The sequence below is a fragment of the Pseudoflavonifractor phocaeensis genome, assembly GCF_016901955.1.
In the GTDB taxonomy this organism is placed as follows: Bacteria; Bacillota; Clostridia; order Oscillospirales; family Oscillospiraceae; genus Flavonifractor; species Flavonifractor phocaeensis_A.
The window spans coordinates 62553-84185 of record NZ_JACJLC010000005.1 but is presented as its reverse complement, the minus strand read 5'-3'; the positions used below and the strand labels follow the sequence as shown (position 1 = coordinate 84185).

Annotated in this window: 18 protein-coding genes, 1 pseudogene and 1 riboswitch; of the genes and pseudogenes, 15 read left to right on the top strand and 4 right to left on the bottom strand. The window is 64.2% G+C overall.

Annotated features, from left to right (window positions below; translation table 11 throughout):
- The 9 genes from H6B51_RS02425 to H6B51_RS02385 form a co-directional block, all read left to right on the top strand.
- The coding region (locus H6B51_RS02425) for a molybdopterin molybdotransferase MoeA (protein WP_204882165.1) at positions 1 to 1056 on the top strand (1056 nt) is incomplete at its 5' end.
- Positions 1057 to 1168: 112 nt separating this feature from the next.
- Entirely contained in the window at positions 1169 to 1648 is a 480-nt protein-coding gene (moaC, locus tag H6B51_RS02420; RefSeq protein WP_204882164.1) for a cyclic pyranopterin monophosphate synthase MoaC, read from the top strand.
- Positions 1641 to 2144 (top strand): molybdopterin-guanine dinucleotide biosynthesis protein B, encoded by a 504-nt coding sequence (mobB, locus tag H6B51_RS02415; protein ID WP_204882163.1) that lies wholly within the window; start codon positions 1641 to 1643, stop codon positions 2142 to 2144. Before moaC ends, mobB begins: the two co-directional genes overlap by 8 nt.
- Positions 2137 to 3111 carry a GTP 3',8-cyclase MoaA gene (moaA, locus tag H6B51_RS02410; protein WP_204882162.1) on the top strand — a complete coding sequence of 325 codons (975 nt, stop codon included), beginning with the start codon at positions 2137 to 2139 and terminating at the stop codon, positions 3109 to 3111. Before mobB ends, moaA begins: the two co-directional genes overlap by 8 nt.
- A 4-nt stretch (positions 3112 to 3115) precedes the next feature.
- Positions 3116 to 3553, top strand: a complete 438-nt coding sequence (locus H6B51_RS02405; RefSeq protein ID WP_204882161.1) for an MOSC domain-containing protein — start codon at positions 3116 to 3118, stop codon at positions 3551 to 3553.
- 2 nt (positions 3554 to 3555) lie between these two features.
- On the top strand, positions 3556 to 4047 hold the full coding sequence (locus H6B51_RS02400; RefSeq protein ID WP_204882160.1) for a MogA/MoaB family molybdenum cofactor biosynthesis protein: 492 nt from the start codon (positions 3556 to 3558) through the stop codon (positions 4045 to 4047).
- 28 nt (positions 4048 to 4075) lie between these two features.
- Positions 4076 to 4194: riboswitch (molybdenum cofactor riboswitch) on the top strand.
- Positions 4187 to 5086: a molybdate ABC transporter substrate-binding protein gene (modA, locus tag H6B51_RS02395; RefSeq protein ID WP_204882159.1), complete on the top strand. Its 900-nt coding sequence runs from the start codon at positions 4187 to 4189 to the stop codon at positions 5084 to 5086. (Overlaps the previous riboswitch by 8 nt.)
- A 54-nt stretch (positions 5087 to 5140) precedes the next feature.
- A complete protein-coding gene (modB, locus tag H6B51_RS02390; RefSeq protein ID WP_204882158.1) occupies positions 5141 to 5839 on the top strand; it encodes a molybdate ABC transporter permease subunit in 699 nt (232 codons plus the stop codon).
- The gene (locus H6B51_RS02385) at positions 5839 to 6891 is read left to right on the top strand and encodes a sulfate/molybdate ABC transporter ATP-binding protein (protein ID WP_204882157.1); all 1053 of its coding nucleotides are present in this window, start codon (positions 5839 to 5841) and stop codon (positions 6889 to 6891) included. Before modB ends, H6B51_RS02385 begins: the two co-directional genes overlap by 1 nt.
- Positions 6892 to 7082: 191 nt before the next feature.
- Here H6B51_RS02385 and H6B51_RS02380 read toward each other — a convergent pair whose 3' ends face one another.
- From H6B51_RS02380 to H6B51_RS02370, 3 genes are read right to left on the bottom strand one after another with little or no spacing between them, the layout of a single operon-like run.
- Positions 7083 to 7916, bottom strand: coding sequence for a TrmH family RNA methyltransferase (locus tag H6B51_RS02380; protein WP_204882156.1), 834 nt, complete (start codon positions 7914 to 7916; stop codon positions 7083 to 7085).
- Between the two features lie 13 nt (positions 7917 to 7929).
- Positions 7930 to 9732 carry an ABC transporter ATP-binding protein gene (locus H6B51_RS02375; RefSeq protein ID WP_204882155.1) on the bottom strand — a complete coding sequence of 601 codons (1803 nt, stop codon included), beginning with the start codon at positions 9730 to 9732 and terminating at the stop codon, positions 7930 to 7932.
- Entirely contained in the window at positions 9725 to 11461 is a 1737-nt protein-coding gene (locus tag H6B51_RS02370) for an ABC transporter ATP-binding protein (RefSeq protein ID WP_204882154.1), read from the bottom strand. The genes H6B51_RS02375 and H6B51_RS02370 overlap by 8 nt, the downstream gene beginning before the upstream one ends.
- A gap of 160 nt (positions 11462 to 11621) precedes the next feature.
- Here H6B51_RS02370 and H6B51_RS02365 point away from each other — a divergent pair, with 160 nt between their 5' ends.
- From H6B51_RS02365 to glgX, 3 genes and pseudogenes are all read left to right on the top strand, one after another.
- Positions 11622 to 13613 carry a fructose-1,6-bisphosphatase gene (locus H6B51_RS02365; protein WP_204882153.1) on the top strand — a complete coding sequence of 664 codons (1992 nt, stop codon included), beginning with the start codon at positions 11622 to 11624 and terminating at the stop codon, positions 13611 to 13613.
- A 150-nt stretch (positions 13614 to 13763) separates the two neighbouring features.
- Positions 13764 to 16010 (top strand): hydratase, encoded by a 2247-nt coding sequence (locus H6B51_RS02360; protein WP_204882152.1) that lies wholly within the window; start codon positions 13764 to 13766, stop codon positions 16008 to 16010.
- Positions 16011 to 16063: 53 nt separating this feature from the next.
- A pseudogene (glgX, locus tag H6B51_RS02355) lies at positions 16064 to 18094 on the top strand (glycogen debranching protein GlgX); the annotation flags it as partial.
- Here the strand turns inward: glgX and H6B51_RS18280 are convergent.
- Positions 18016 to 18588 (bottom strand): chromate transporter, encoded by a 573-nt coding sequence (locus H6B51_RS18280; protein ID WP_335342088.1) that lies wholly within the window; start codon positions 18586 to 18588, stop codon positions 18016 to 18018. The pseudogene glgX and the gene H6B51_RS18280 overlap by 79 nt on opposite strands.
- Before the next feature lie 366 nt (positions 18589 to 18954).
- Between H6B51_RS18280 and purE the strand changes: the two genes are divergently transcribed.
- The 3 genes from purE to H6B51_RS02335 are packed head-to-tail and all read left to right on the top strand — an operon-like array spanning position 18955 to position 21628.
- Positions 18955 to 19446 (top strand): 5-(carboxyamino)imidazole ribonucleotide mutase, encoded by a 492-nt coding sequence (gene purE / locus H6B51_RS02345; protein ID WP_204882150.1) that lies wholly within the window; start codon positions 18955 to 18957, stop codon positions 19444 to 19446.
- Between the two features lie 37 nt (positions 19447 to 19483).
- Positions 19484 to 20203 (top strand): phosphoribosylaminoimidazolesuccinocarboxamide synthase, encoded by a 720-nt coding sequence (gene purC / locus H6B51_RS02340; protein ID WP_204882149.1) that lies wholly within the window; start codon positions 19484 to 19486, stop codon positions 20201 to 20203.
- Positions 20204 to 20206: 3 nt separating this feature from the next.
- On the top strand, positions 20207 to 21628 hold the full coding sequence (locus tag H6B51_RS02335) for an amidophosphoribosyltransferase (RefSeq protein WP_204882148.1): 1422 nt from the start codon (positions 20207 to 20209) through the stop codon (positions 21626 to 21628).
- The last annotated feature ends 5 nt before the right edge of the window (positions 21629 to 21633 follow it).

Genomic DNA, 21633 nt, shown 5'->3' with positions numbered 1-21633 from the left:
CCCTTCGACCGCTCCCCCCTGGACGGCTACGCCCTCCGCTCCGCCGATACCGCCGGGGCCTCCCAGGACCATCCGGCGGTGCTGGCGGTGGTGGATACCCTGTACGCCGGAGACCAGGCCAAAACACCTGTGGGCCCCGGCCAGGCCGTCCGGATCATGACGGGGGCCATGCTGCCCCCCGGCTGCGACTGCGTGGTGGCCCAGGAGCACACCGACCGGGGCAGTCCGGTGGCGGTGTACACCCCCCTCTCCCCCGGCCAGAACTACGTCTATCAGGGGGAGGACTACCGGGCGGGCACCCGGCTGCTCCCGGCGGGGGCCCGGCTGGACGCCGCCGCCCTGGGGGTGCTGGCCAGCGCCGGCATCGCCCAGGTACCGGTGCGCCGCCGGCCCAGGGTGGGCCTGCTCACCACCGGGGACGAGGTGGTGGCCCCCGGCGCCCCCCTGCCCCCGGGCAAAATTTACAGCGCCAACCAGACCCTCCTGGCCGCCCGGCTGACCGAGCTGGGGTACCGGGTACAGACCGCCCACCGGGGAGACGACCCCACCGCCGTGGCGGAGGCCATGAGGGAACTGCTGGCAGATTGCGACGCCCTCATCACCACCGGCGGGGTATCGGTGGGAGACAAGGATATCTTCCACCAGGCTCTCCCCCTGCTGGGGGCGGAGCGGGTGTTCTGGCGGGTGCGGGTGAAGCCGGGCACTCCCGCCATGTTCTCGACCTATCAAGGAAAGCCCATCCTGTCCCTGTCTGGTAACCCCTTCGCCGCCGCCGCCACCTTTGAGCTGCTGGCCCGGCCCCTGCTGGCCGCCCTGGCGGAGGAGCCTCATCTGCTTCCCCGGCAGATGGAGGGGGTGCTGGACACCCCCTTCCCCAAAGCCAGTCCCACCCGCCGGTTCCTCCGGGGCCGGTATGGGGAGGGCCATGTGACCCTGCCGGAGGGCCACTCCTCCGGCCAGCTGGCCTCCATGGTGGAGTGCGATTGTCTGGTGGAGCTCCCCACCGGGTCGCCTCCGGCGGAGGCGGGACAGGCCGTTCAGGTCTGGCTGCTGTAGCCAGACAGGCCCCGTTTGTCATTCTGAGCCCCAAAGGGGCGAAGAATCTTTTCCCGGCAGACAAGCCGGATCATTTCGGGGCCGCGCCCAACCAACTGTTCAGGAGGTTATTATGGAACCCGTGTTCAATCACTTTGACGAGGCGGGCAACGCTATTATGGTGGATGTGACCGACAAAGCCCCCACCTTCCGCACGGCGGTGGCCGAGGGCACCATCAAGGTCACCCGCCCCATTCTGGACGCCATCACCGGCCGCACCGCCGCCAAGGGGGACGTGCTGGGGGTGGCAAGGGTGGCGGGCATCATGGCCGCCAAGCGCACCTGGGAGCTCATCCCCCTGTGCCACCCCTTGCTGCTCAGCCACCTGTCGGTGGACTTCGAGATTCTGGAGGCAGACTGCGCCGTGCGGGCCACCTGTACCGTGAAGCTCTCCGGCAAGACCGGGGTGGAAATGGAAGCCCTCACCGGGGTGACCGTGGCCCTGCTCACCATCTACGACATGTGCAAAGCCATTGACAAGGGCATGGAGCTGGGCGAAATCCACCTGGTCCACAAGGAGGGGGGCAAATCGGGGGTGTACGACCGTGAGTAAGCCTGTGGCGGTGGCCATCTCCGGGGTGAAAAACTCCGGCAAAACCACCCTGATCGAGGGGATCCTCCCCCTGCTCACCGCCGCCGGGCTCACCGTGGCGGTGATCAAGCACGACGGTCACTCCTTCGACCCGGACCCGCCGGGCACCGACACCGGCCGCTTCATGGCCGCCGGGGCGGCGGGCACCGCCATCTTCGACGGGGAGAAGTTCAAAATCGTGAAAAGGCAGCCGGTGACAGAGGACTTCCTCATGGCCCAGTTCCCGGAAGCCGACCTGATCCTGCTGGAGGGGTTCAAGCACAGCGCGCTGCCCAAGCTGGAGCTGGTGCGGAGGGGCAACTCGGACGCTCCGGTGTCCGAGCCTTCCTCCCTGCTGGCCCTGGTCACCGACCTGCCCCTGACGGCGGAGGGGGCCCCCACCCTGCCCCTCAACGACCGGGCCGCCGTGGCAAATTTCCTGCTGGACTATGTGAGAGGAGAGATGGGCCATGCTTGACCAGTTCGGCCGGGAGATCAGCTACCTGCGGATCTCGGTCACCGACCGTTGCAACCTGCGCTGCCGGTACTGCATGCCGGCGGAGGGGGTGGAGTGGGTGCCCCACGGGGCGGTGCTCTCCTACGAGCAGATCATCCGCATCGTCCGGGCGGCCAGCCGCCTGGGGGTGGAGAAGGTGCGGCTCACCGGTGGAGAGCCCCTGGTGCGCCGGGGCCTGGCGGAGCTGGCAGGGGCTCTGAAGGCCATCGACGGCATCCGGTCGGTCACCCTCACCACCAACGGCCTGCTGCTGGCCGACCAGCTGCCCGGCCTGCTGGCGGCGGGGCTGGACGGGGTGAATCTCAGCCTGGACACTTTGGACCGGACCCAGTTCGCCGCCCTCACCCGCCGGGACGAGCTGCCCCGGGCCCTGGAGGGACTGGAGGCCGCCCTGGCCGCCCCCCACCTGCGGGTGAAGCTCAACTGCGTCCCCACCGGGGAGAACGACGGCCAGCTGGTCCCTCTGGCGGAGCTGGCCCGGGACCGGCGGCTGGATGTGCGTTTCATTGAGCTGATGCCCATCGGTCTGGGCTCCACCCTCCCCCGCCGCACCGAGGCGGAGGTACGCTCCATGCTGGAGACCGCTTTCGGCCCCGCCCTGCCCTGCGATCAGGGAGGCGGCGACGGTCCCGGGCATTATGTAACCTTCGCAGGCTTCACCGGCCGGGTGGGGTTCATCAGCGCCATGACCCACCAGTTCTGCCACCAGTGCAACCGGGTACGGCTCACCGCCACCGGATTTTTAAAGACCTGCCTGCAATACGACCAGGGAGTGGACCTGAAGGCCCTGCTGGAGGCGGGGGCGGAGGACGACGCCCTGCTGGCCGCCATGAGAGAGACCATTTTCCGCAAGCCCGCCAGCCACCACTTCGGCGGCGGGGCCCAGGCCCGGGACGAGGGCCGGAACATGAACCAGATCGGAGGATAAGCACATGGGCAAAGTGATCGCTGTCTGTGTCAGTGAACAGAAGGGCACTCAGAAGAAAAACGTGGGCTCCGCCCAGTTCGTGGAGGACTGGGGCATCCAGGGGGACGCCCATGCCGGCAAGTGGCACCGGCAGGTGTCCCTCCTCTCCCATGAGCAGGTAGAGGCCTTCCGGGCCAGAGGGGCTGTGGTGGATGACGGCGCCTTTGGAGAAAACCTGGTGGTGGAGGGCTACGACTTCAAGACCCTGCCCATCGGCACGAAATTTCAGTGCAACGACGTGGTGCTGGAGCTCACCCAAGTGGGCAAGCAGTGCCACGCTCACTGTGAGATCTACAAGGTCATGGGGGACTGCATCATGCCAAGGGAGGGCGTGTTCACCAAGGTGCTCCACGGGGGCACCATTTCGGTGGGGGATGATCTCACCATTGTGGAGGAGGGCTGAGTATGCGGGTAGCCATTATCACCCTCAGCGACGCCGGCTACGCCGGTCAGCGGGAGGACAAAAGCGGCCCGGTGATCCGGGACATGGTGGAGGCGGCAGGCTATGAGGTGGTCCACACCGCCCTGCTGCCCGATGGGCTGGAGCCTCTGTCCTCGGAATTGAAGCGGCTGTGCGACAACGACCTGGCCGACCTGGTGCTCACCACCGGAGGCACCGGATTCTCCCCCCGGGATCTCACCCCGGAGGCCACCCTGTCGGTGGTGGAACGCCCCACCCCCGGCATCGCCGAGGCCATGCGGTGGCAGTCCCTCCAGATCACCCCCCGGGCCATGCTGAGCCGTGCGGCGGCAGGCATCCGGAAACAGACCCTCATGGTCAACCTGCCCGGCAGCCCCAAGGCGGTGCGGGAGTGCCTGGAGTACATCCTCCCCGCCCTGGGCCACGGCCTGGAGATTTTAAGGGGGACCGCCCACAACTGCGCCCAGCCGGGCTGACGCTGCAAGTTCCGGGCCTTTTGGCCCGTTGACATAAATTCTTCGAGCCCGTATCGCCTAAAGCGGTCCACGCCATGGCAGCGGGCCGGGGCGCTCCTGGAAACGGGGCCGCCTACCATTTTGTAAAGGAGAATGCAGCATGAAAAAACTGGTAACCCTCGCCCTGGCCCTGTCCATGGGGCTGTCCCTGGCCGCCTGCGGAGGCGGCGGCGGTTCCGCCCAGACCCCCGCTGGGAACAGCCAGACCCCTGCCGTCGAGACCACTCCCGCCCAGACCGGCGAGACCACCCCCGCCGCCGAGGATGTGGACGTGGTGGTGTTTGCCGCCGCCTCCATGGAGGCCACCCTGACTCAGATCGCTGAGGACTACAAGGAAGCGGCCCCCAACGTGAACCTGATCTTCACGTTTGACTCCTCCGGCACCCTCAAGACCCAAATCGAGGAGGGGGCGGTGTGCGACCTGTTCATCTCTGCCGCCCAGAAGCAGATGAACCAGCTGGACGCCGCCGACACCACCGGCACCAACGAAGGGCTGGACTTCGTTCTGTCCGACACCCGCATCGACCTGGTGGAGAACAAGGTGGTGCTGGCGGTGCCCGACGACAACCCCAAGGGCATTGAATCCTTCTCCGACCTGGCCGGCGACAAGCTGGAGCTGCTCTGCCTGGGCAACGACGACGTGCCTGTGGGAGCCTATTCCCTCCAGATCCTGGACACCCTGGGCATCGACATTTCCGCCCTGGAGGCCGACGGCAAGGTGACCTACGCCTCCAACGTGTCCGAGGTAGCCAATCAGGTGAAGGAGGGCGCGGTGGACTGTGGCATCATCTACGCCACCGACGCCTTTACCTATGCGCTCACCGTGGTGGATCAGGCCACTGCCGACATGTGCGACCAGGTCATCTACCCCGCCGCCGTGCTCAAGTGCGGCGGCAGCGAGGCCAGCCAGGCCGCCGCTCAGGCCTTCCTGGACTACCTGCACACCGACGAGAGCGCCATCTCCGTTCTGGAGGGCGTGGGCTTTACGGTGCTCCAGTAATGATTTGGTCCTGCCGCTATGCGGCAGGACCCTTTGATAAAGGCAGGTGCATCCATGGATCTCTATCCCCTGTTCAATTCTCTGCGCATCGCCGCCATCTCCACCGCCCTCATCTTCTTCCTGGGCATCGCCGCCGCCTATTACGTAGCCAAACTCCCCCGGCTGGTGAAGGGCGCACTGGACGTGGTGCTCACCCTCCCCCTGGTGCTCCCCCCCACCGTGGTGGGCTACTTCCTGCTGCGGCTGCTGGGGCCCAAGCGGCCCCTCGGGCTGTGGTTTCTGGCGGTGTTGGACACCCGGCTCACCATGGTGTGGTACTCCGCCATCTTCGCTTCGGCAGTAGTGGCCTTCCCCCTGATGTACCGCACCGCCCGGGGGGCCTTTGAGTCCTTCGACCAGAACCTGGCCCACGCCGGCCGCACCCTGGGCCGGTCCAACACCTGGATTTTCTGGCGGGTGATGATGCCTTACTGCAAGCAGGGCATTTTGGCGGGCACGGTGCTGGCCTTTGCCCGGGCCCTGGGAGAGTACGGCGCCACCGCTATGATCGCCGGGTATACCCCCGGCAAGACCGCTACCATCTCCACCACCGTCTACCAGCTCTGGCGCACCGGGGACGATGAGGGAGCCATGGTGTGGGTGCTCATCAATCTGGCCATCTCTGCCGTGGTGCTGCTGGCGGTGAATATGCTGGAGAAAAAGCAGGGCCGCCCCCTTCGCCGGGCGGCGGCGGTATCCGGGGAGGTGGAGTGATGGCCTTGCAGGTGGACATCCACAAGGATTTCGGCAAGTTCCGGCTGGATGTTTCCTTTGAGAGCGAAAACAACCAGGTCACCGGCCTGCTGGGGGCCTCGGGCTGCGGCAAGAGCCTCACCCTCAAGTGTGTCGCCGGGATCGAAAAGCCCGACCGGGGCCGCATCGTGCTGGACGGCAGAGTGCTCTTCGACTCCCAGCAGCACATTAACCTCCCTCCCCAGAAACGGCGGGTGGGCTATCTCTTCCAGAACTACGCCCTCTTCCCCAACATGACGGTGGCCCAGAACATTGCCGTGGGGGTGCGGGACAAAGCCCGCCGGAAAGAGACGGTGGCCCGGCTCATCTCCTCCCTCTGGCTGGAGGGCCAGGAGGGCAAGCGCCCCGGCCAGCTCTCCGGCGGCCAGCAGCAGCGGGTGGCCCTTGCCCGCATCCTGGCCAGCCAGCCGGAGGTGCTGCTGCTGGACGAGCCCTTTTCCGCACTGGACAGCTATCTGAAGTGGCAGGTGGAATTGGAGCTGTCCGACCTGCTGGCCTCCTTCCCCGGGCCGGTGCTCTTCGTCACCCACAACCGTGACGAGGTCCAGCGGATGTGCAGGGAGGTTTGCGTGCTGGACAACGGCCGCTCCCAGCCGGTGCTGCCGGTGAAAGAACTGTTCGAGGCCCCCCGCACCCTGTCGGCCTGCCTGCTGTCCGGGTGCAAGAACGTATCCCGTGCCAGGGCGGCGGCAGACGGCAAGGTGGAGGCCCTGGACTGGGGGGTGACTCTTACCCCGGAGGGGCCGGTGCCTGAGGGTCTGACCCACATCGGCGTCCGGGCCCACTATATCCGGCCGGTGGAGGGCCCCGGGCCCAACCGGCTGCCCTGCCAGGTGGAGCGGGTGGTGGAGAACGTGTTCTCCACTGTGGTCATGCTGTCCACTCCTGGCGGAGACCAGGGCTTCTCCCGGCTGCGCATCGAGCTGGAAAAGGAGCGGTGGGCCCCTCTGGCGGGCAAAAGCCCCCTCTGGCTGGAGCTGGCCCCCAGGGACATTCTGCTGCTCACCTCCTGAGGGGCAGCGGCGGGCGATTGATCATCGCCCCTACAGGCAAAATCGTACCGTCTGCATTGGCGCAAAACCTTCCACCCTCAGGGGGGAAGGTGGCCCGTAGGGCCGGATGAGGGGGCGGAACGAACCAGAGTGAAAAGTGGAGATGAGGAACCTGTACCGTTTTTGACGGACAAAACCAACAGGAGCCGCCTTCATCGGGAAGGCGGCTCCTCTTTTGTTCTCAGGGCCCAGAAGGCCACGGCGCTGGCGGCAGCCACGTTGAGGGAGTCTACCCCATGGGCCATGGGGATGCACACGGTATAGTCGCACCGGGCGATGGTCTCCCCGGCCAGGCCGTCTCCCTCGGTGCCCAGCAGGATAGCCAGCTTGTCCTCCGAGGCCAGAGCCGGATGGTCGATGGACACCGCCCGGTGACTGAGGGCCATGGCCGCCGTGGCAAATCCCGCCTCTTTCAGCAGGGCCAGTCCCCCCTCCGGCCAGTCCCCCAGCCGGGCCCAGGGGATCTGGAACACCGCCCCCATGCTCACCCGCACCGCCCGGCGGCTCAGGGGATCGCAGCAGGTGGGGCTCAGCAGCACCCCGTCCATGCCCAGGGCGGCGGCCGCCCGGAAGATGGCCCCCACGTTGGTGGCGTCCACGATACCCTCCAGCACCGCCAGCCGCCGTGCCCCGGCCATTACCTCCTCCGCCGCCAGCGGCTTGGGCCGGGCCATTGCACACAGAATGCCCCGGGTCAGCTCGTACCCGGTAAGCTCCGCCAGCACCTCCCGGTCGCCGGTGTACACCGGCACCCCGGGGCAGGCCGCCAGCAGCTCCGCCCCCTGGCCGGCGATGTGCCGCCGCTCCATGAGAAAGGAAAGGGGCCTGCACCCCCCTTTCAACGCGTTGGCAATAACCTTGGGGCTCTCGGCGATGAACACCCCCTTCTCCGGGTGGCGGCGGCTGCGGAGCTGGGCCTGGGTGAGCCGGGCATACACGTCCAGGGCCGGATGGGACAGGTCGGTGATCTCAATGATTTCTGACATAGGTCAACTCCAATCAGGACAATTCAAACATACCGTGGTACAACTGGTAATACTCCCCCCGCTGGGCCAGCAGGTCCTCATGGCTCCCCCGCTCCACGATCTGTCCCTGTTCCAGCACCATGATGGCGTTGGCGTTGCGGACGGTGGACAGGCGGTGGGCGATGACAAATACGGTCCGTCCTTCCATCAGCTGGTCCATGCCCTTTTCGATGAGGGCCTCGGTGCGGGTATCGATGCTGCTGGTGGCCTCGTCCAGAATGAGTACCGGCGGGTCAGCCACCGCCGCCCGGGCAATGGCCAGCAGCTGCCGCTGGCCCTGGGACAGGTTGGCCCCGTCGGCGGTGACCAGAGTGTCATACCCCTGGGGCAGCCGGGAGATGAAGGAGTGGGCGTTGGCGATTTTGGCAGCCTTCTCCACCTCCTCCTGGGTTGCGTCCAGCTTGCCGAAGCGGATGTTGTCAGCGATGGTTCCGGTAAACAGATGGGTGTCCTGGAGCACCATGCCCAGACTCCGGCGGAGGTCGTCTTTTTTAATATCCCTTACGTCGATGCCGTCATAGGTCACCCGACCCTCCTGCACATCGTAGAACCGGTTGATGAGGTTGGTGATGGTGGTCTTGCCCGCCCCGGTGGAGCCCACAAAGGCGATCTTCTGCCCCGGCTTGGCAAATAGGCTCACATCCTTCAGGATGGGCCGGTTTTCGTCATAGCCGAAGGTGACCCCCTCAAAGCGCACGTCCCCCCGGAGGGGCACAGCGACGCCGTCGGGCCGCCGCCACACCCAGCCGTTCTCTTCCTTTTCCAGCTTCACCAGGCCCTGGTCTACCTCAGGGGGCTGGTCCATGGCCTCAAAGACCCGCTCGGCTCCCGCCAGGGCGGCCAGCAGAAAGTTGCTCTGCTGGGTGAACTGGTTGATTGGCAGCGCGGCCTGGCGGACGAACACCAGATAGCTGGCCAGACTGCCCACGTCGGTCATGCCCGCCATGGCCATCCAGCCCCCGATGGCCGCCACAATGGCATAGTTGATGTAGGAGATGCTTACCACCGCCGGGATCATGGTGGCGGCGTAGCCCTGGGCTCCGGTGCCCGCCTTCCGCAGGGCTTCGTTCTTCTCCCGGAACCGCCGCAGGTTCTCCCCCTCATGGCTGAACACCTTTACCACCTTCTGGCCCGCCGTCATCTCCTCGATATAGCCGTCCAGATCCCCCAGGGCGGCCTGCTGCCTGCGGTAGTAGGCCTTGCTCCGCCTGCCGCTGAAGCGGATGTACCAGAACATGACCACGTAGCACACCGCCACCACCAGAGTGAGCCGCCAGTTGAGGATAAACAGCATGGTGAGGGTACCCGCCACCTGAATGAAGCTCTGGATCACCATGGCAAAGGAGTTGTTCAAGGCGTCGGAGATGGTATCCACATCGTTGGTAAAATAGCTCATTACGTCGCCGTGGCGGCGGGTATCGAAGAAGCGCAGAGGCAGGGTCTGGAGGTGGGCAAACAGGTCCCGCCGGATGTCGTAAAGCACCTTCTGGGCCGCCCGCACCATGGTCTGAGTGTATCCCAGAGCGGCCAGGGCTCCGGCGGCGTAGATGGCAGCCGTCAGGGCCACTCCCTTTACAAGGGCCTCCACCCCTCCGGTGGCCAGGCCGTTGACCACCGGGCGGATCATATAGGTGCCCAGCAGGTTGGCCACGGCGCTCACCGTGACCAGCACCGCCACCGCCAGCAGCAGCAGCTTGTGCCGGCCCAGATAGGACAGCAGAGTGCGCAGAGTATAGGCCAGGTGCTTGGGCTTTTTTGCGCTGAGCTGTCTAGCCATCCTCCTCCCCTCCTTTCATCTGGGACGCGTAGATCTCCTGATAGATGGGGTCGGTCTCCAGCAGCTCCTGGTGAGTGCCGGCGGCGTGGACCTTCCCGTCCTCCAGGATAAGGATCAGGTCGGTATACATCACCGAGGTCACCCGCTGGGCGATGATGAGCTTGGTCACCCCGGTGAGATCCTTGAGGGCGGAGCGGATCTGGCCCTCAGTGGCGGTATCTACCGCGCTGGTGGAGTCGTCAAAAATCAAAATCTTTGGCTTTTTCAGCAGGGCCCGGGCGATGCACAGCCGCTGCTTCTGGCCGCCGGACACGTTGACGCCCCCCTGGCCCAGGTCGGCGTCCAGGCCGCCGGGCATCCGCTCCAGAAATTCGTCCGCCCGGGCCGCCCGGCAGGCCGCCCAGATGGTCTCGTCGTCGGCCTCCGGATTTCCCCATTTCAGATTGTCCCGGACGGTGCCCGAAAAGAGCACGTTCTTCTGCAGCACGATGCCCACCGCATCCCGGAGGACTGTCAGGTCATATTCCTTTACATCATGCCCTCCAACCTTCACCACCCCCTCAGTGGCGTCGTACAGCCGGGGGATGAGCTGCACCAGGGTGGTCTTGGCCGAGCCGGTGCCCCCCAGGATGCCCACCGTCATCCCCGCCTTGATGTGGAGGTCCACCCCGGACAGGGCGTACTCCCGGGCGTCGGCGTGGTACTTGAAGGACACCCCCTCGAAGTCCACACTGCCGTCGGGCACCTGGGTGAGAGCCCCCACCGGGGAGGCGAGGGTCACCTCCTCGTCCAGCACCTGGGCGATGCGGTGGGCGCTGGCCAAAGAGCGGGTGAGCAGCAGAAACACGTTGGCAATGAGCATGAAGGAGTTCATCACCTGGAGCACGTAGCTGAGAAAGCCGGTGAGCTCCCCCACCTTCAGACTACCCGTCAGGATCATGTTGCCCCCAAACCACAGCAACAGCACGATGGCGGTGTACATGGTGCACTGGAAGGCGGGCAGGTTGAGCACCGCCAGGCGGAAGGTACGGCGGCTGGTATCCATCAGCTCCCGGTTGACCTGCTCAAACTTCTCCTCCTCGTACTCTCCCCGGACAAAGGCCTTCACCGCCCGGATGGCGGTGAGCCCCTCCTGCACCACGTTGTTCAGCCGGTCCATCACCTTCTGAAGCTTGGCAAACATAGGGGCCACCGTACGCACCACCAGGAAGAGGATGAACCCCAGCACCGGGGCGCACACCAGGAAAATGAGGGCCAGCCTGGCGTTCATCCAGAAGGCCAGGCCCATCCCCATCACCAGCATCACCGGGCTGCGCACCAGGGGCCGCAGGCCGCCGTTGACGGCGTTCTGGAGCACCGTCACATCGGTGGTCATCCGGGTGACCAGGGAGCCGGTCTCAAATTTGTCCAGGTTGGAAAAGGCGTAGTCCTGCACCTTCTCGTACTGGGCCTCCCGCACCCTTGCCCCCCAGCCGTAAGCCGCCCGGGCGGCGTACTTGGCGTACATCAGACCGGTGACCAGGGCCAGCAGGGCGCAAACCCCCATCTGGACCCCCTTCACCATGATGAAGTGCAGATCCCGGTTTTCCACCCCCACGTCGATGAGGTCCGCCATCAGCACCGGGATCACCAGCTCGAAGGCGGTCTCCACCAGCACCAGCAGGCTGCCGATGAACAGATCCCGCCGGTAGGGGCCCAGGTAGCTCAACAGCCGTTTCAGCTCCTTCAACGCCGCCCCTCCTCTTTTCTTTTGTCATTACTTCCATTTTATTATCCTGATTCCCCCTGTCAAGCCCTATTTCCCTCTCTTTATCTCTTGAAACCTGAGCCGCAACGTGGGATAATGAAACAAACTTACCATTCAGTAACCCTTGAAGGAGGCCCCCGCCATGGAAAGCAAGCAAAGATACCGCCCGGAAAATCTCCACTATCTGAAGATGCTGGCCCGGCAGTACCCCAATGTCCAGGCTGCCAGCACCGAGATCATCAACCTCCATGCCATTCAGAACCTGCCAAAGGGCACCGAACACTTCATCTCCGATGTCCACGGAGAATACGAGGCCTTTTTACATATCCTCAATTCAGCCTCCGGCGTGGTACGGGAGAAGCTGGACGACCTGTTCGCCACCACCGTGTCCAAGGCCGACCTGGACCAGCTGGCCACCCTCATCTATTACCCCCAGGAGAAGCTGGAGGAGATCGAACGGGAGACCGACGACATGCGGGAGTGGTACCGCATCACCTTCCACCGGCTTATTGAGATGTGCCGGGAGGTAAGCTCCAAATACACCCGCTCCAAAGTCCGTAAGGCTATGCCCCCGGAGTACGCCTACATCATCGATGAAATGATCCACACCCACTACGAGGACAGCGACAAGCGGGACTATTACGAGAATATCATCGCCACCATCATTGACATTGACCGGGCCTCCAACTTCCTGGTGCAGCTGTGCGAGCTTATCAAGCGTCTGGCGGTGGACCACCTCCACCTGGTGGGGGATATCTTCGACCGGGGCCCCCGGGCGGATATCATCCTGGACTCCCTGATGGAGTATCACAGCGTGGACATCCAGTGGGGCAACCATGACGTGCTGTGGATGGGCGCGGCCTCCGGCTCCCGCACTCTGGTGGCCACCGTGCTGGCCAACTCCCTGCGGTACAACAACCTGGAGGTCATCGAGACCGGCTATGGCATCTCCCTGCGGCCCCTGTCGGTCTTCGCCAACGAGGTGTACAAGGACTGCGACATCCACCGCTTCGAGGTAAAGCTCACCAATGAGGACGCCGCCCATTACACCGAAAAGGATAAGCTGCTGGCCGCCCGGATGCACAAGGCCATCACCATCATCCTCTTCAAGCTGGAGGGGCAGAAGCTGCTGCGCAACCCCTGCTTCGGCATGGCCGACCGGCTGCTGCTGGACAAGATCGACTATGACAACAGGTGCGTCACCATCGACGGCGTCACCTATCCTCTGGAGGATGTGGACTTCCCCACCGTGGACCCCAATGATCCCTACACCCTCACCGAGGAGGAGAGCACCCTCATCAATCAGCTCACCGCCTCTTTCCGCCACAGCGAGAAGCTCCAGCGCCACGTCCGTTTCCTCTACTCCAAGGGATCCCTGTACAAGATCTACAATGACAACCTACTTTTCCACGGCTGCATCCCTATGACCGAGGACGGCCAGCTCCAGTCCTTTACCATTGGGGGCAAGACTTTGTCGGGCAAGGCCTTCCTGGATTACGCCGACCAGAGCGCCCGCCAGGCTTACTACAACAAACCGGGTACCGCGGAGCGGGAGTTTGGCATGGACTTCCTCTGGTTCCTGTGGGCGGGACGCAACAGCCCCATCTTCGGCCGGGATCGGATGACCACCTTCGAGCGGAGGCTCATTCTGGACGAGTCCACCTGGACCGAGCCTAAAAACGCCTACTACAAGCTGTACAACGACCCCGCCGTCTGTGAGGATCTGCTCAAGCAATTCGGTTTGGAGGGGCCCCATTGCCACATCATCAACGGCCATGTGCCGGTGAAGTCCAAGAAGGGGGAGAGCCCCATCAAGGGGGGCGGCAAGCTGCTGGTCATCGACGGCGGCTTCTGCAAAGCCTATCAAAAGACCACCGGCATTGCCGGCTATACCCTGATCTACAACTCCGCCTGCTTCCGGCTGGTATCCCATGAACCTTTTGCCGGCCGGGCCAACGCTATCCGGGAGAACCAGGATATCGCCTCCACCTCGGTGGTGTTCGAGCGGCTGGAGTCCCGGATGAAGATCGCCGGCACCGACGTGGGCCGCCAGCTCCAGGAGCAGATCGACGACCTGATGGCCCTGGTCCAGGCCTTCCGCAACGGCGAAATCGTGGAGGACCACAAGGACTGACCCGCTCTGCCGGGGGCTGTCGCGCAAAAGGCGCGGCAGCCCTCTTTCCATTGCAGGAGGAGCGCAAATCTCTTGCAATTTTCGCTAAGGATTGCTATTATAAAAGGTACTGAGCGCCAGACGCCAAGTTATCGTATTGGAGGGAATCCTATGCTGAAGATCTCCCGTGAGGGAATGTACTATAAAAACGGCGGTTTCATCCCCGCCCAGGAGGGCCCCGCCGCCGGCCTGCCCGCTCCGGAGCAGGCCAGACAGGGCACTATGGCCTACGGCATCCTGAAGGCCCATAACATCAGCGGCTCCATGGAGGAGCTGGCCATCCGCTTCGACGCCATGGCCTCCCATGATATCACCTACGTGGGCATCATCCAGACCGCCCGGGCCTCCGGTATGAAGGAGTTCCCGGTGCCCTACGTCCTCACCAACTGCCACAACTCCCTGTGCGCCGTGGGGGGCACCATCAACGAGGACGACCACGTGTTCGGCCTGTCCGCCGCCAAGAAGTACGGCGGCGAGTTCGTCCCCGCCCACCAGAGCGTCATCCACTCCTACATGCGTGAGCGGTACGCCGCCCCCGGCAAGATGATCCTGGGCTCCGACTCCCACACCCGCTACGGCGCCTACGGCACCATGGCCGTGGGCGAGGGCGGCCCCGAGCTGGCCCGGCAGCTGCTGAAAAAGACCTACAACATCTCCTACCCCAAGGTCATCGCCATCTATCTCACCGGCGCTCCCATCCCCGGGGTGGGCCCCCAGGACGTGGCCCTGGAGCTCATCCGCTCCACCTTCAAGGACGGCACCGTGAAGAACGCCGTCATGGAGTTCTTTGGCCCCGGCGTGGCCAACCTGTCCATGGACTACCGCTCCGGCATCGACGTGATGACCACCGAGACCACCTGCCTGTCCTCGGTGTGGTGTGCCGACGACACCCTGAAGGACCACCTGGCAGTGCTGGGCCGGGGGGATGAGTTCAAGCCCCAGGCTCCCGCCGACGGCGCTTACTATGACGGCGTGATCGAGGTGGAGCTGGACCAGATCCGGCCCATGATCGCCCTTCCCTTCCACCCCTCCAACGCCTACACCATCAAAGAGTTCAAGGAGAACATGGCCGATCTCCTCCACCAGGTGGACGAGGACACCATGCAGCAGCTCAAGCTGAAGAGCAAACCCGCCTCCCTGCTGGACAAGATTGTGGACGGCAAATTCATGGTGGACCAGGGGGTCATCGCCGGCTGCTCCGGCGGCACCTACCAGAACATCGTCCGGGCGGCCCAGATCCTGGAGGGCCGGGCCATCGGCTCCGATGCCTTCTGGCTGTCGGTCTACCCCACCAGCCAGCCCGTCAACCTGGAGCTGACAAAGCGGGGCTATATCTCCTCCCTGATGGCCGCCGGGGCCTCCATCCGCTCCTGCTTCTGCGGCCCCTGCTTCGGCGCGGGCGACGTGCCCGCCAACGGGGCCTTCTCCATCCGCCATTCCACCCGGAACTTCCCCAACCGGGAGGGCTCCAAGCCCTCCGACGGCCAGGTTTCCTACGTGGCCCTGATGGATGCCCGCTCCATCGCCGCCACTGCCCTCAACGGCGGCGCCCTCACCGGGGCCGACGAGCTGCCCAGCGCCCCCGTGGACCCCGCTGTGGAGCCCTTTGCCTATGACCCCACCCCCTACAAGGCCCGGGTGTACTTCGGCGTGGGCAAGGCCGACCCCAGCCAGGAGCTGGTGTTCGGGCCCAACATCGCCGACTGGCCGGAGCAGGTGGCCCTGCCGGAGAACCTGCTGCTCACCGTGTGCTCCGCCATCTACGACCCCGTCACCACCACCGACGAGCTCATTCCCTCCGGCGAGACCTCCTCCTACCGCTCCAACCCCATCAAGCTCTCCGAGTTTGCCCTGAGCCGGAAGGATCCCCAGTACGTCCCCCGGGCCAAGGAGATCCTGGCGGTGGAGAAGCTGCGCCGCGCCGACCCGGAGGCTCCCGAAGTGAAGGAAGCCCTCATGGGCCACGACGGCAAGGACACCGGCCTGGGCTCCCTGGTGATGGCCCTCAAGCCCGGCGACGGCTCCGCCCGGGAGCAGGCCGCCTCCTGCCAGCGGGTGCTGGGAGGGGTGGCAAACCTGGCCGCCGAGTACGCCACCAAGCGCTACCGCTCCAACGTGGTGAACTGGGGCATGCTGCCCTTCATCGCCGAGGAGGTCAAGGACTGGAACATCCAGCCCGGCGACAGGCTGTACATCCCCGGCGTGCGCTCCGCCCTGGACAGCGGGGCCGAGGAGATCCCCGCCACCCTCATCCAGAACGGTGTGGAGAAGGCCGTCAACCTGAAGCTGCCCGGCATGACCCGTGAGGAAAGAGATATCGTTCTTGCGGGGTGCCTGATCAACTACTACGCCAAATAAGTTCGGTGGGCGCCGCGTACTGCGGCGCCCACCTTGCCAAAGGAGCCTTTTTCATGGTCTCACTTCCCTCCCTCAACGCCGCCACCGCCCTGCCCATCAAGCCCCTGCCCGCCACCGACGTCATTGCCGGCTATCGGGTGCGTCCGGGCCACTTCCTGCTCAACGGCGCCAACGTGGTGCCCGGCGGTGTGAGCTTTACCATCCACTCCATCAACGCCACCTACTGTGAGCTCTGCCTCTTTCGCCGGGCTCAGCAGGAGCCCTTCGCCGTCCTCCCCTTCCCGGAGAACTTCCGCATCGGCAACACCTACTCCATGATCGTGTTCGACCTGGATATCCGGGAATTTGAGTACGCCTACCGGATGGACGGCCCCTATGACCCCCAGCGGGGCCTGATCTTTGACCGTACCAAATTCCTGCTGGACCCCTACGCCCGGGCGGTAACCGGTCAGAGCGTGTGGGGGGTGGACCTCACCCCCGGCTTCTCCTACCACGCCCGGGTGGTGGAGGACATCTTCGACTGGGGCAATTTCCACACCCCCCATCTCCCTTTCCGGGACATGATCATCTATGAGGCCCACGTCCGGGGCTTCACCCAGCACTCCTCCTCCGGGGTGCGGCATCCGGGCACCTTTGAGGGGATGCTGGAAAAGATCCCCTACCTCCAGTCCCTGGGGGTAAACACGGTGGAGCTGATGCCCATCTTTGAGTTTGACGAAATGGCCGACGAGCGCATGGTGGACGGCCGGCAGGTGCTCAACTACTGGGGGTACAACACCATCTGCTTTTTCGCCCCCAACACCAGCTATACCGCCACCACCGAGTTCAACCACGAGGGCACCCAGCTGAAAAAGCTGATTCGCGCCTTCAATGAGCACGGCATCGAGGTCATTCTGGACGTGGTGGTCAACCACACCGCCGAGGGCAACGAGCAGGGCCCCTTCTTCTCCTTCAAGGGGCTGGACAACAACATCTACTACATGCTCACCCCAGACGGGAAATATTACAACTTCTCCGGAGTGGGCAATACCCTGAACTGCAACCACCCGGTGGTGCGACAGTTTATCCTGGACTGCCTGCGGTACTGGGTGGTGGAGTACCGGGTGGACGGGTTCCGGTTCGACCTGGCCTCCATCCTGGGCCGGGACACCGACGGGGCCCCCCTTTCCGAGCCCCCCCTGCTGGAGAGCCTGGCCTTCGACCCCATCCTGGGCCGGGTGAAGCTCATCGCCGAGGCCTGGGACGCCGGCGGGCTGTACCAGGTGGGTTCCTTCCCCTCCTGGAACCGGTGGGCCGAGTGGAACGGCAAGTACCGGGATGACCTGCGGTGCTTCCTCAAGGGAGACGGCGGCAAGGCCTGGGCGGCGGTGCAGCGCATCACCGGCTCCGCCGACCTGTACCCCCCCTCCCAGCGGCAGAACGCCTCGGTGAACTTCCTCACCTGCCATGACGGCTTCACCCTCCACGACCTGTACTCCTACGACGAAAAGCACAACGAGGCCAACGGCTGGGACAACACCGACGGGGCCAACGACAACAACAGCTGGAACTGCGGCGTGGAGGGGGACACCGACGACCCGGCCATCCTGGCCCTGCGCGGCCGGCTGATGAAAAACGCCTTTGCCGTGCTGCTGTGCAGCCGGGGCACCCCCATGTTCCTGGCGGGGGACGAGTTCGCCAACACCCAATTCGGCAATAACAACTCCTACTGCCAGGACAATGAGATCTCCTGGCTGGACTGGAGCCGGTTGGAGACCCACCGGGATCTGTTCGACTTTGTCTCCCGGATGATCGCCTTCCGGAAGGCCCACCCCATCGTCCGGGGAGAGACTACCCCCGCCCTGTGCGGCTGGCCCTCGGTGTCCCTCCACAACGGGGCCCCCTGGAACGCCAGGATGGACGAACAGACCCGGCAGATCGGGGTGCTCTTCACCGGCCGCAACCAGGAGGACACCGCCGACGACATGGTGCTGCTGGCGGTGAACGCCCACTGGGAAGCCCACCGTCAGGTCCTCCCTGAGCTGCCCGCCGGGATGCGGTGGAGCCTGGTGCTCCACACCGCCTGCCCAGACCCCTTTGCCGCCGGAGAATTGTTCCGGGGAAACAGCCTGGAGATCGGTCCCCGGTCGGTAGCGGTATTCCAGGCGGTAAGCGGCAGGACTTGAGCCATCCGCCCTCCCTGAAACAAGGTATGGAGACAGATTGCTGTGAAAAATGGCCGCCCCCGGGCGGCCATTTTAGCTGTTAAAAAACGGAATATAGGATCAGGCCAGCGCAGCCCGCTCCCACCATGACCCAGATCGGGTTGACTTTCCAGGCCCAGCACCGTCAGCAGGGCCCCCGCCAGCCCCGCCACCCGGTAGCCCACCAGGATGGAGGCGTTGACGGCAATGGCCCCCGGAGAGGATTGGGCAATGGCGGTGAGGTCCAGCATCTCCTGCTCCCCGATCCACCCCAGGTCCTCCACAAACTTCCGCCGCATCAGTGGGATGATGACGAAACCGCCCCCGAAGGTGCAGGCACTGAGCTGAAAGGTGGATAAAAACAACGTCCGGTATGTCTCTCCGCTTGGTCTCATAGTCTCACTCCTCAGACCACATTATACTTCCGCCCCGCTGAAAGGAAAGGGCCTGTCCCTCTCCGGCCACTACCTTCTTCCACAAGGCTTTCTATCCTTTTTTCGCCAAACTTGTGGAAGAAGCCAAAAATCCACATTCGCCCTTGCAATGAACGGGAAAATCCGATATCATTTGTATGAGAACAAATCGTGGGGGGTACCGGGATGTCACCGCTGCATGGTCTGCGAGCATGGTTTCACAACGTCCACGGCACCCAAATGCCCACCGGGACACAGGAAAAATAAGCTCAGGGTATCCGAGTACCGGGTGCCCTGATTTATTTTTTTCTTCCCCGAAAAAAAATCAGGTTCCACAGGAGGAAGCATATGAGCAAGAAAGTTGCCGTCGTCATGGGGTCCGACTCCGACCTGGACACCATGCGTCCCTGCGTCCACCGTCTCCAGTCCTTCGGCATCCCCGCCGAGGTGCGGGTCATCTCCGCCCACCGCACCCCCGCCGCCGCGGAGCAGTTTGCCTCCCAGGCCAAGGACAACGGCTTTGGGGTCATCATCGCCGCCGCCGGCAAGGCCGCCCATCTGGCGGGCGTGCTGGCCGCCTACACTACCCTCCCGGTCATCGGAGTGCCCATCAAGACCTCCATGATGGGAGGCCTGGACTCCCTGCTGTCTATGGTGCAGATGCCCAAGGGCATCCCCGTGGCCTGCGTGGCGGTGGACGGCGCCGACAACGCCGCCATCCTGGCCGCCCAGATGCTGGCCCTGTCCGACCCGGACCTGGCGGGCAAGCTGGCCCAGTTCAAGGCCGACATGGCCGCCGAGGTGGCGGAAAAGGACCGCACCATTGGCGATAAACTGTAAGAGATCTATATTTTGAATGATAAAGGAGTATCGTGTCATGGCTTACGAGAAGAAGGAGCAGCTCTACGAGGGCAAGGCGAAGAAGGTTTACGCCTCCAACGATCCGGACGTGGTCATCGTATCCTACAAGGACGACGCCACCGCCTTCAACGGCCTGAAAAAGGGCACCATCACCGGTAAGGGGGCCATCAACAACCGGATGACCAACAACCTGATGCGCCGCCTGGAGGAGAAGGGCGTGCCCACCCACTATGTGGAGGAGCTGTCCGACCGGGAGACCGCCGTGAAAAAGGTGTCCATCGTCCCCCTGGAGGTCATCATCCGCAACATCTCCGCCGGCTCCTTCGCCAAGCGTTACGGCGTGGAGGAGGGTATCCCCTTCGACCAGCCCACCATCGAGTTCTCCTATAAGAACGACGACCTGGGCGATCCCCTCATCAACGACTACCACGCCCTGGCGCTTAAGCTGGCCACCGCTGAGGAGATCGAGCTCATCAAGAAGTACGCCTTTGCCGTCAACGACCTGCTGCGCGGCTTCATGAAGGAGATCGGCATCGACCTGGTGGACTTCAAGCTGGAGTTTGGCAAGACCTCCGACGGCACCATCGTGCTGGCCGACGAGATCTCCCCCGACACCTGCCGTCTGTGGGACGAAAAGACCCATGAGAAGCTGGACAAGGATCGCTTCCGTCGGGATCTGGGCGGTGCGGAGGAGGCCTATGAAGAGGTCATGCGCCGTCTGATGGGGGACAAGTAAGGTATGGGCGGCTTCTTCGGGACCATTTCCAAGCGTGACTGCGTGCTGGACGTGTTTTTCGGCACCGACTACCATTCCCACCTGGGCACCAAGCAGGGCGGCATGGCGGTGTACGATCCCCAGCGGGGCTTCCAGCGGCAGATCCACAACATTGAGAACACCCCCTTCCGCACCAAGTTCGACAAGGACCTGGCGGAGTTCCAGGGCAACGCCGCCATCGGCTGTATCAGCGACACCGATCCCCAGCCCCTGCTCATGCGCTCCCACCTGGGGATGTACGCCATCATCACCGTGGGCCATATCCGCAACGCCGACGACCTGGTGGACCGGTATTTCAGCCACCGGGGCCACCAGTTCATGGCCATGAGCTCGGGAAAGGTCAACTCCACCGAGCTGGTGGCCGCCCTCATCAACCAGAAGGACGACCTGGTCTCCGGCATCCGCTATGCCCAGGAGGCTATCGACGGCTCCTGTACCCTGCTGCTGCTCACCCCCGACGGCATCATCGCCGCCCGGGACAAGCTGGGCCGGCTGCCGGTGCTTATCGGCCGGAATGAGGAAGGCTGCTGCGTCTCCTTTGAATCCTTCGCCTATCACAAGCTGGGCTACGCCGACGCCTATGAGCTGGGCCCCAACGAGATCGTGAAGGTCACCGCCGACGGCTGGGAAACCCTGGCCCCCGCCGGGGATCAGATGAAGATCTGCGCCTTCCTGTGGACCTACTACGGCTACCCCAACTCCAACTACGAGGGGGTCAATGTGGAGGTCATGCGCTACCGCAACGGAGAGATCATGGCCCGGGACGAGATCCACAAGGGTCAGCTGCCCAAGGTGGACTATGTGGCGGGGGTGCCTGACTCCGGCGTGCCCCACGCTATCGGCTTTGCCAACCGCAGCGGCAAGCCCTTCGCCCGCCCCTTTGTCAAGTACACCCCCACCTGGCCCCGGTCCTTCATGCCCGCCAATCAGGAGGCCCGCAACCAGGTGGCCAAAATGAAGCAGATCCCCGTGCCCGAGCTCATTGAGGGCAAAAAGCTGCTCTTCGTGGACGACTCCATCGTCCGGGGCACTCAGCTCCGGGAGACGGTGGAATTCCTCTACGAGTCCGGAGCCGAGGAGGTCCACATGCGCTCGGCCTGCCCCCCCATCATGTACGGCTGTAAGTACCTCAACTTCTCCCGCAGCAACTCCGACATGGAGCTGCTGGCCCGCCGCACCATCCAGGAGCTGGAGGGGGACGAGGGCCAGAACCACCTGGAGGAGTATGCCGACTCCAACACGGAGCGGGGCCAGTGCATGCTCAAGGCCATCTGCGAGGAGATGGGCTTTGATTCCCTGGGCTACCAGTCCCTGGACGGCCTGCTGGAAGCCATCGGCCTGGATCGGGACAAGATCTGCACCTATTGCTGGACCGGAAAGGAATGACCGCT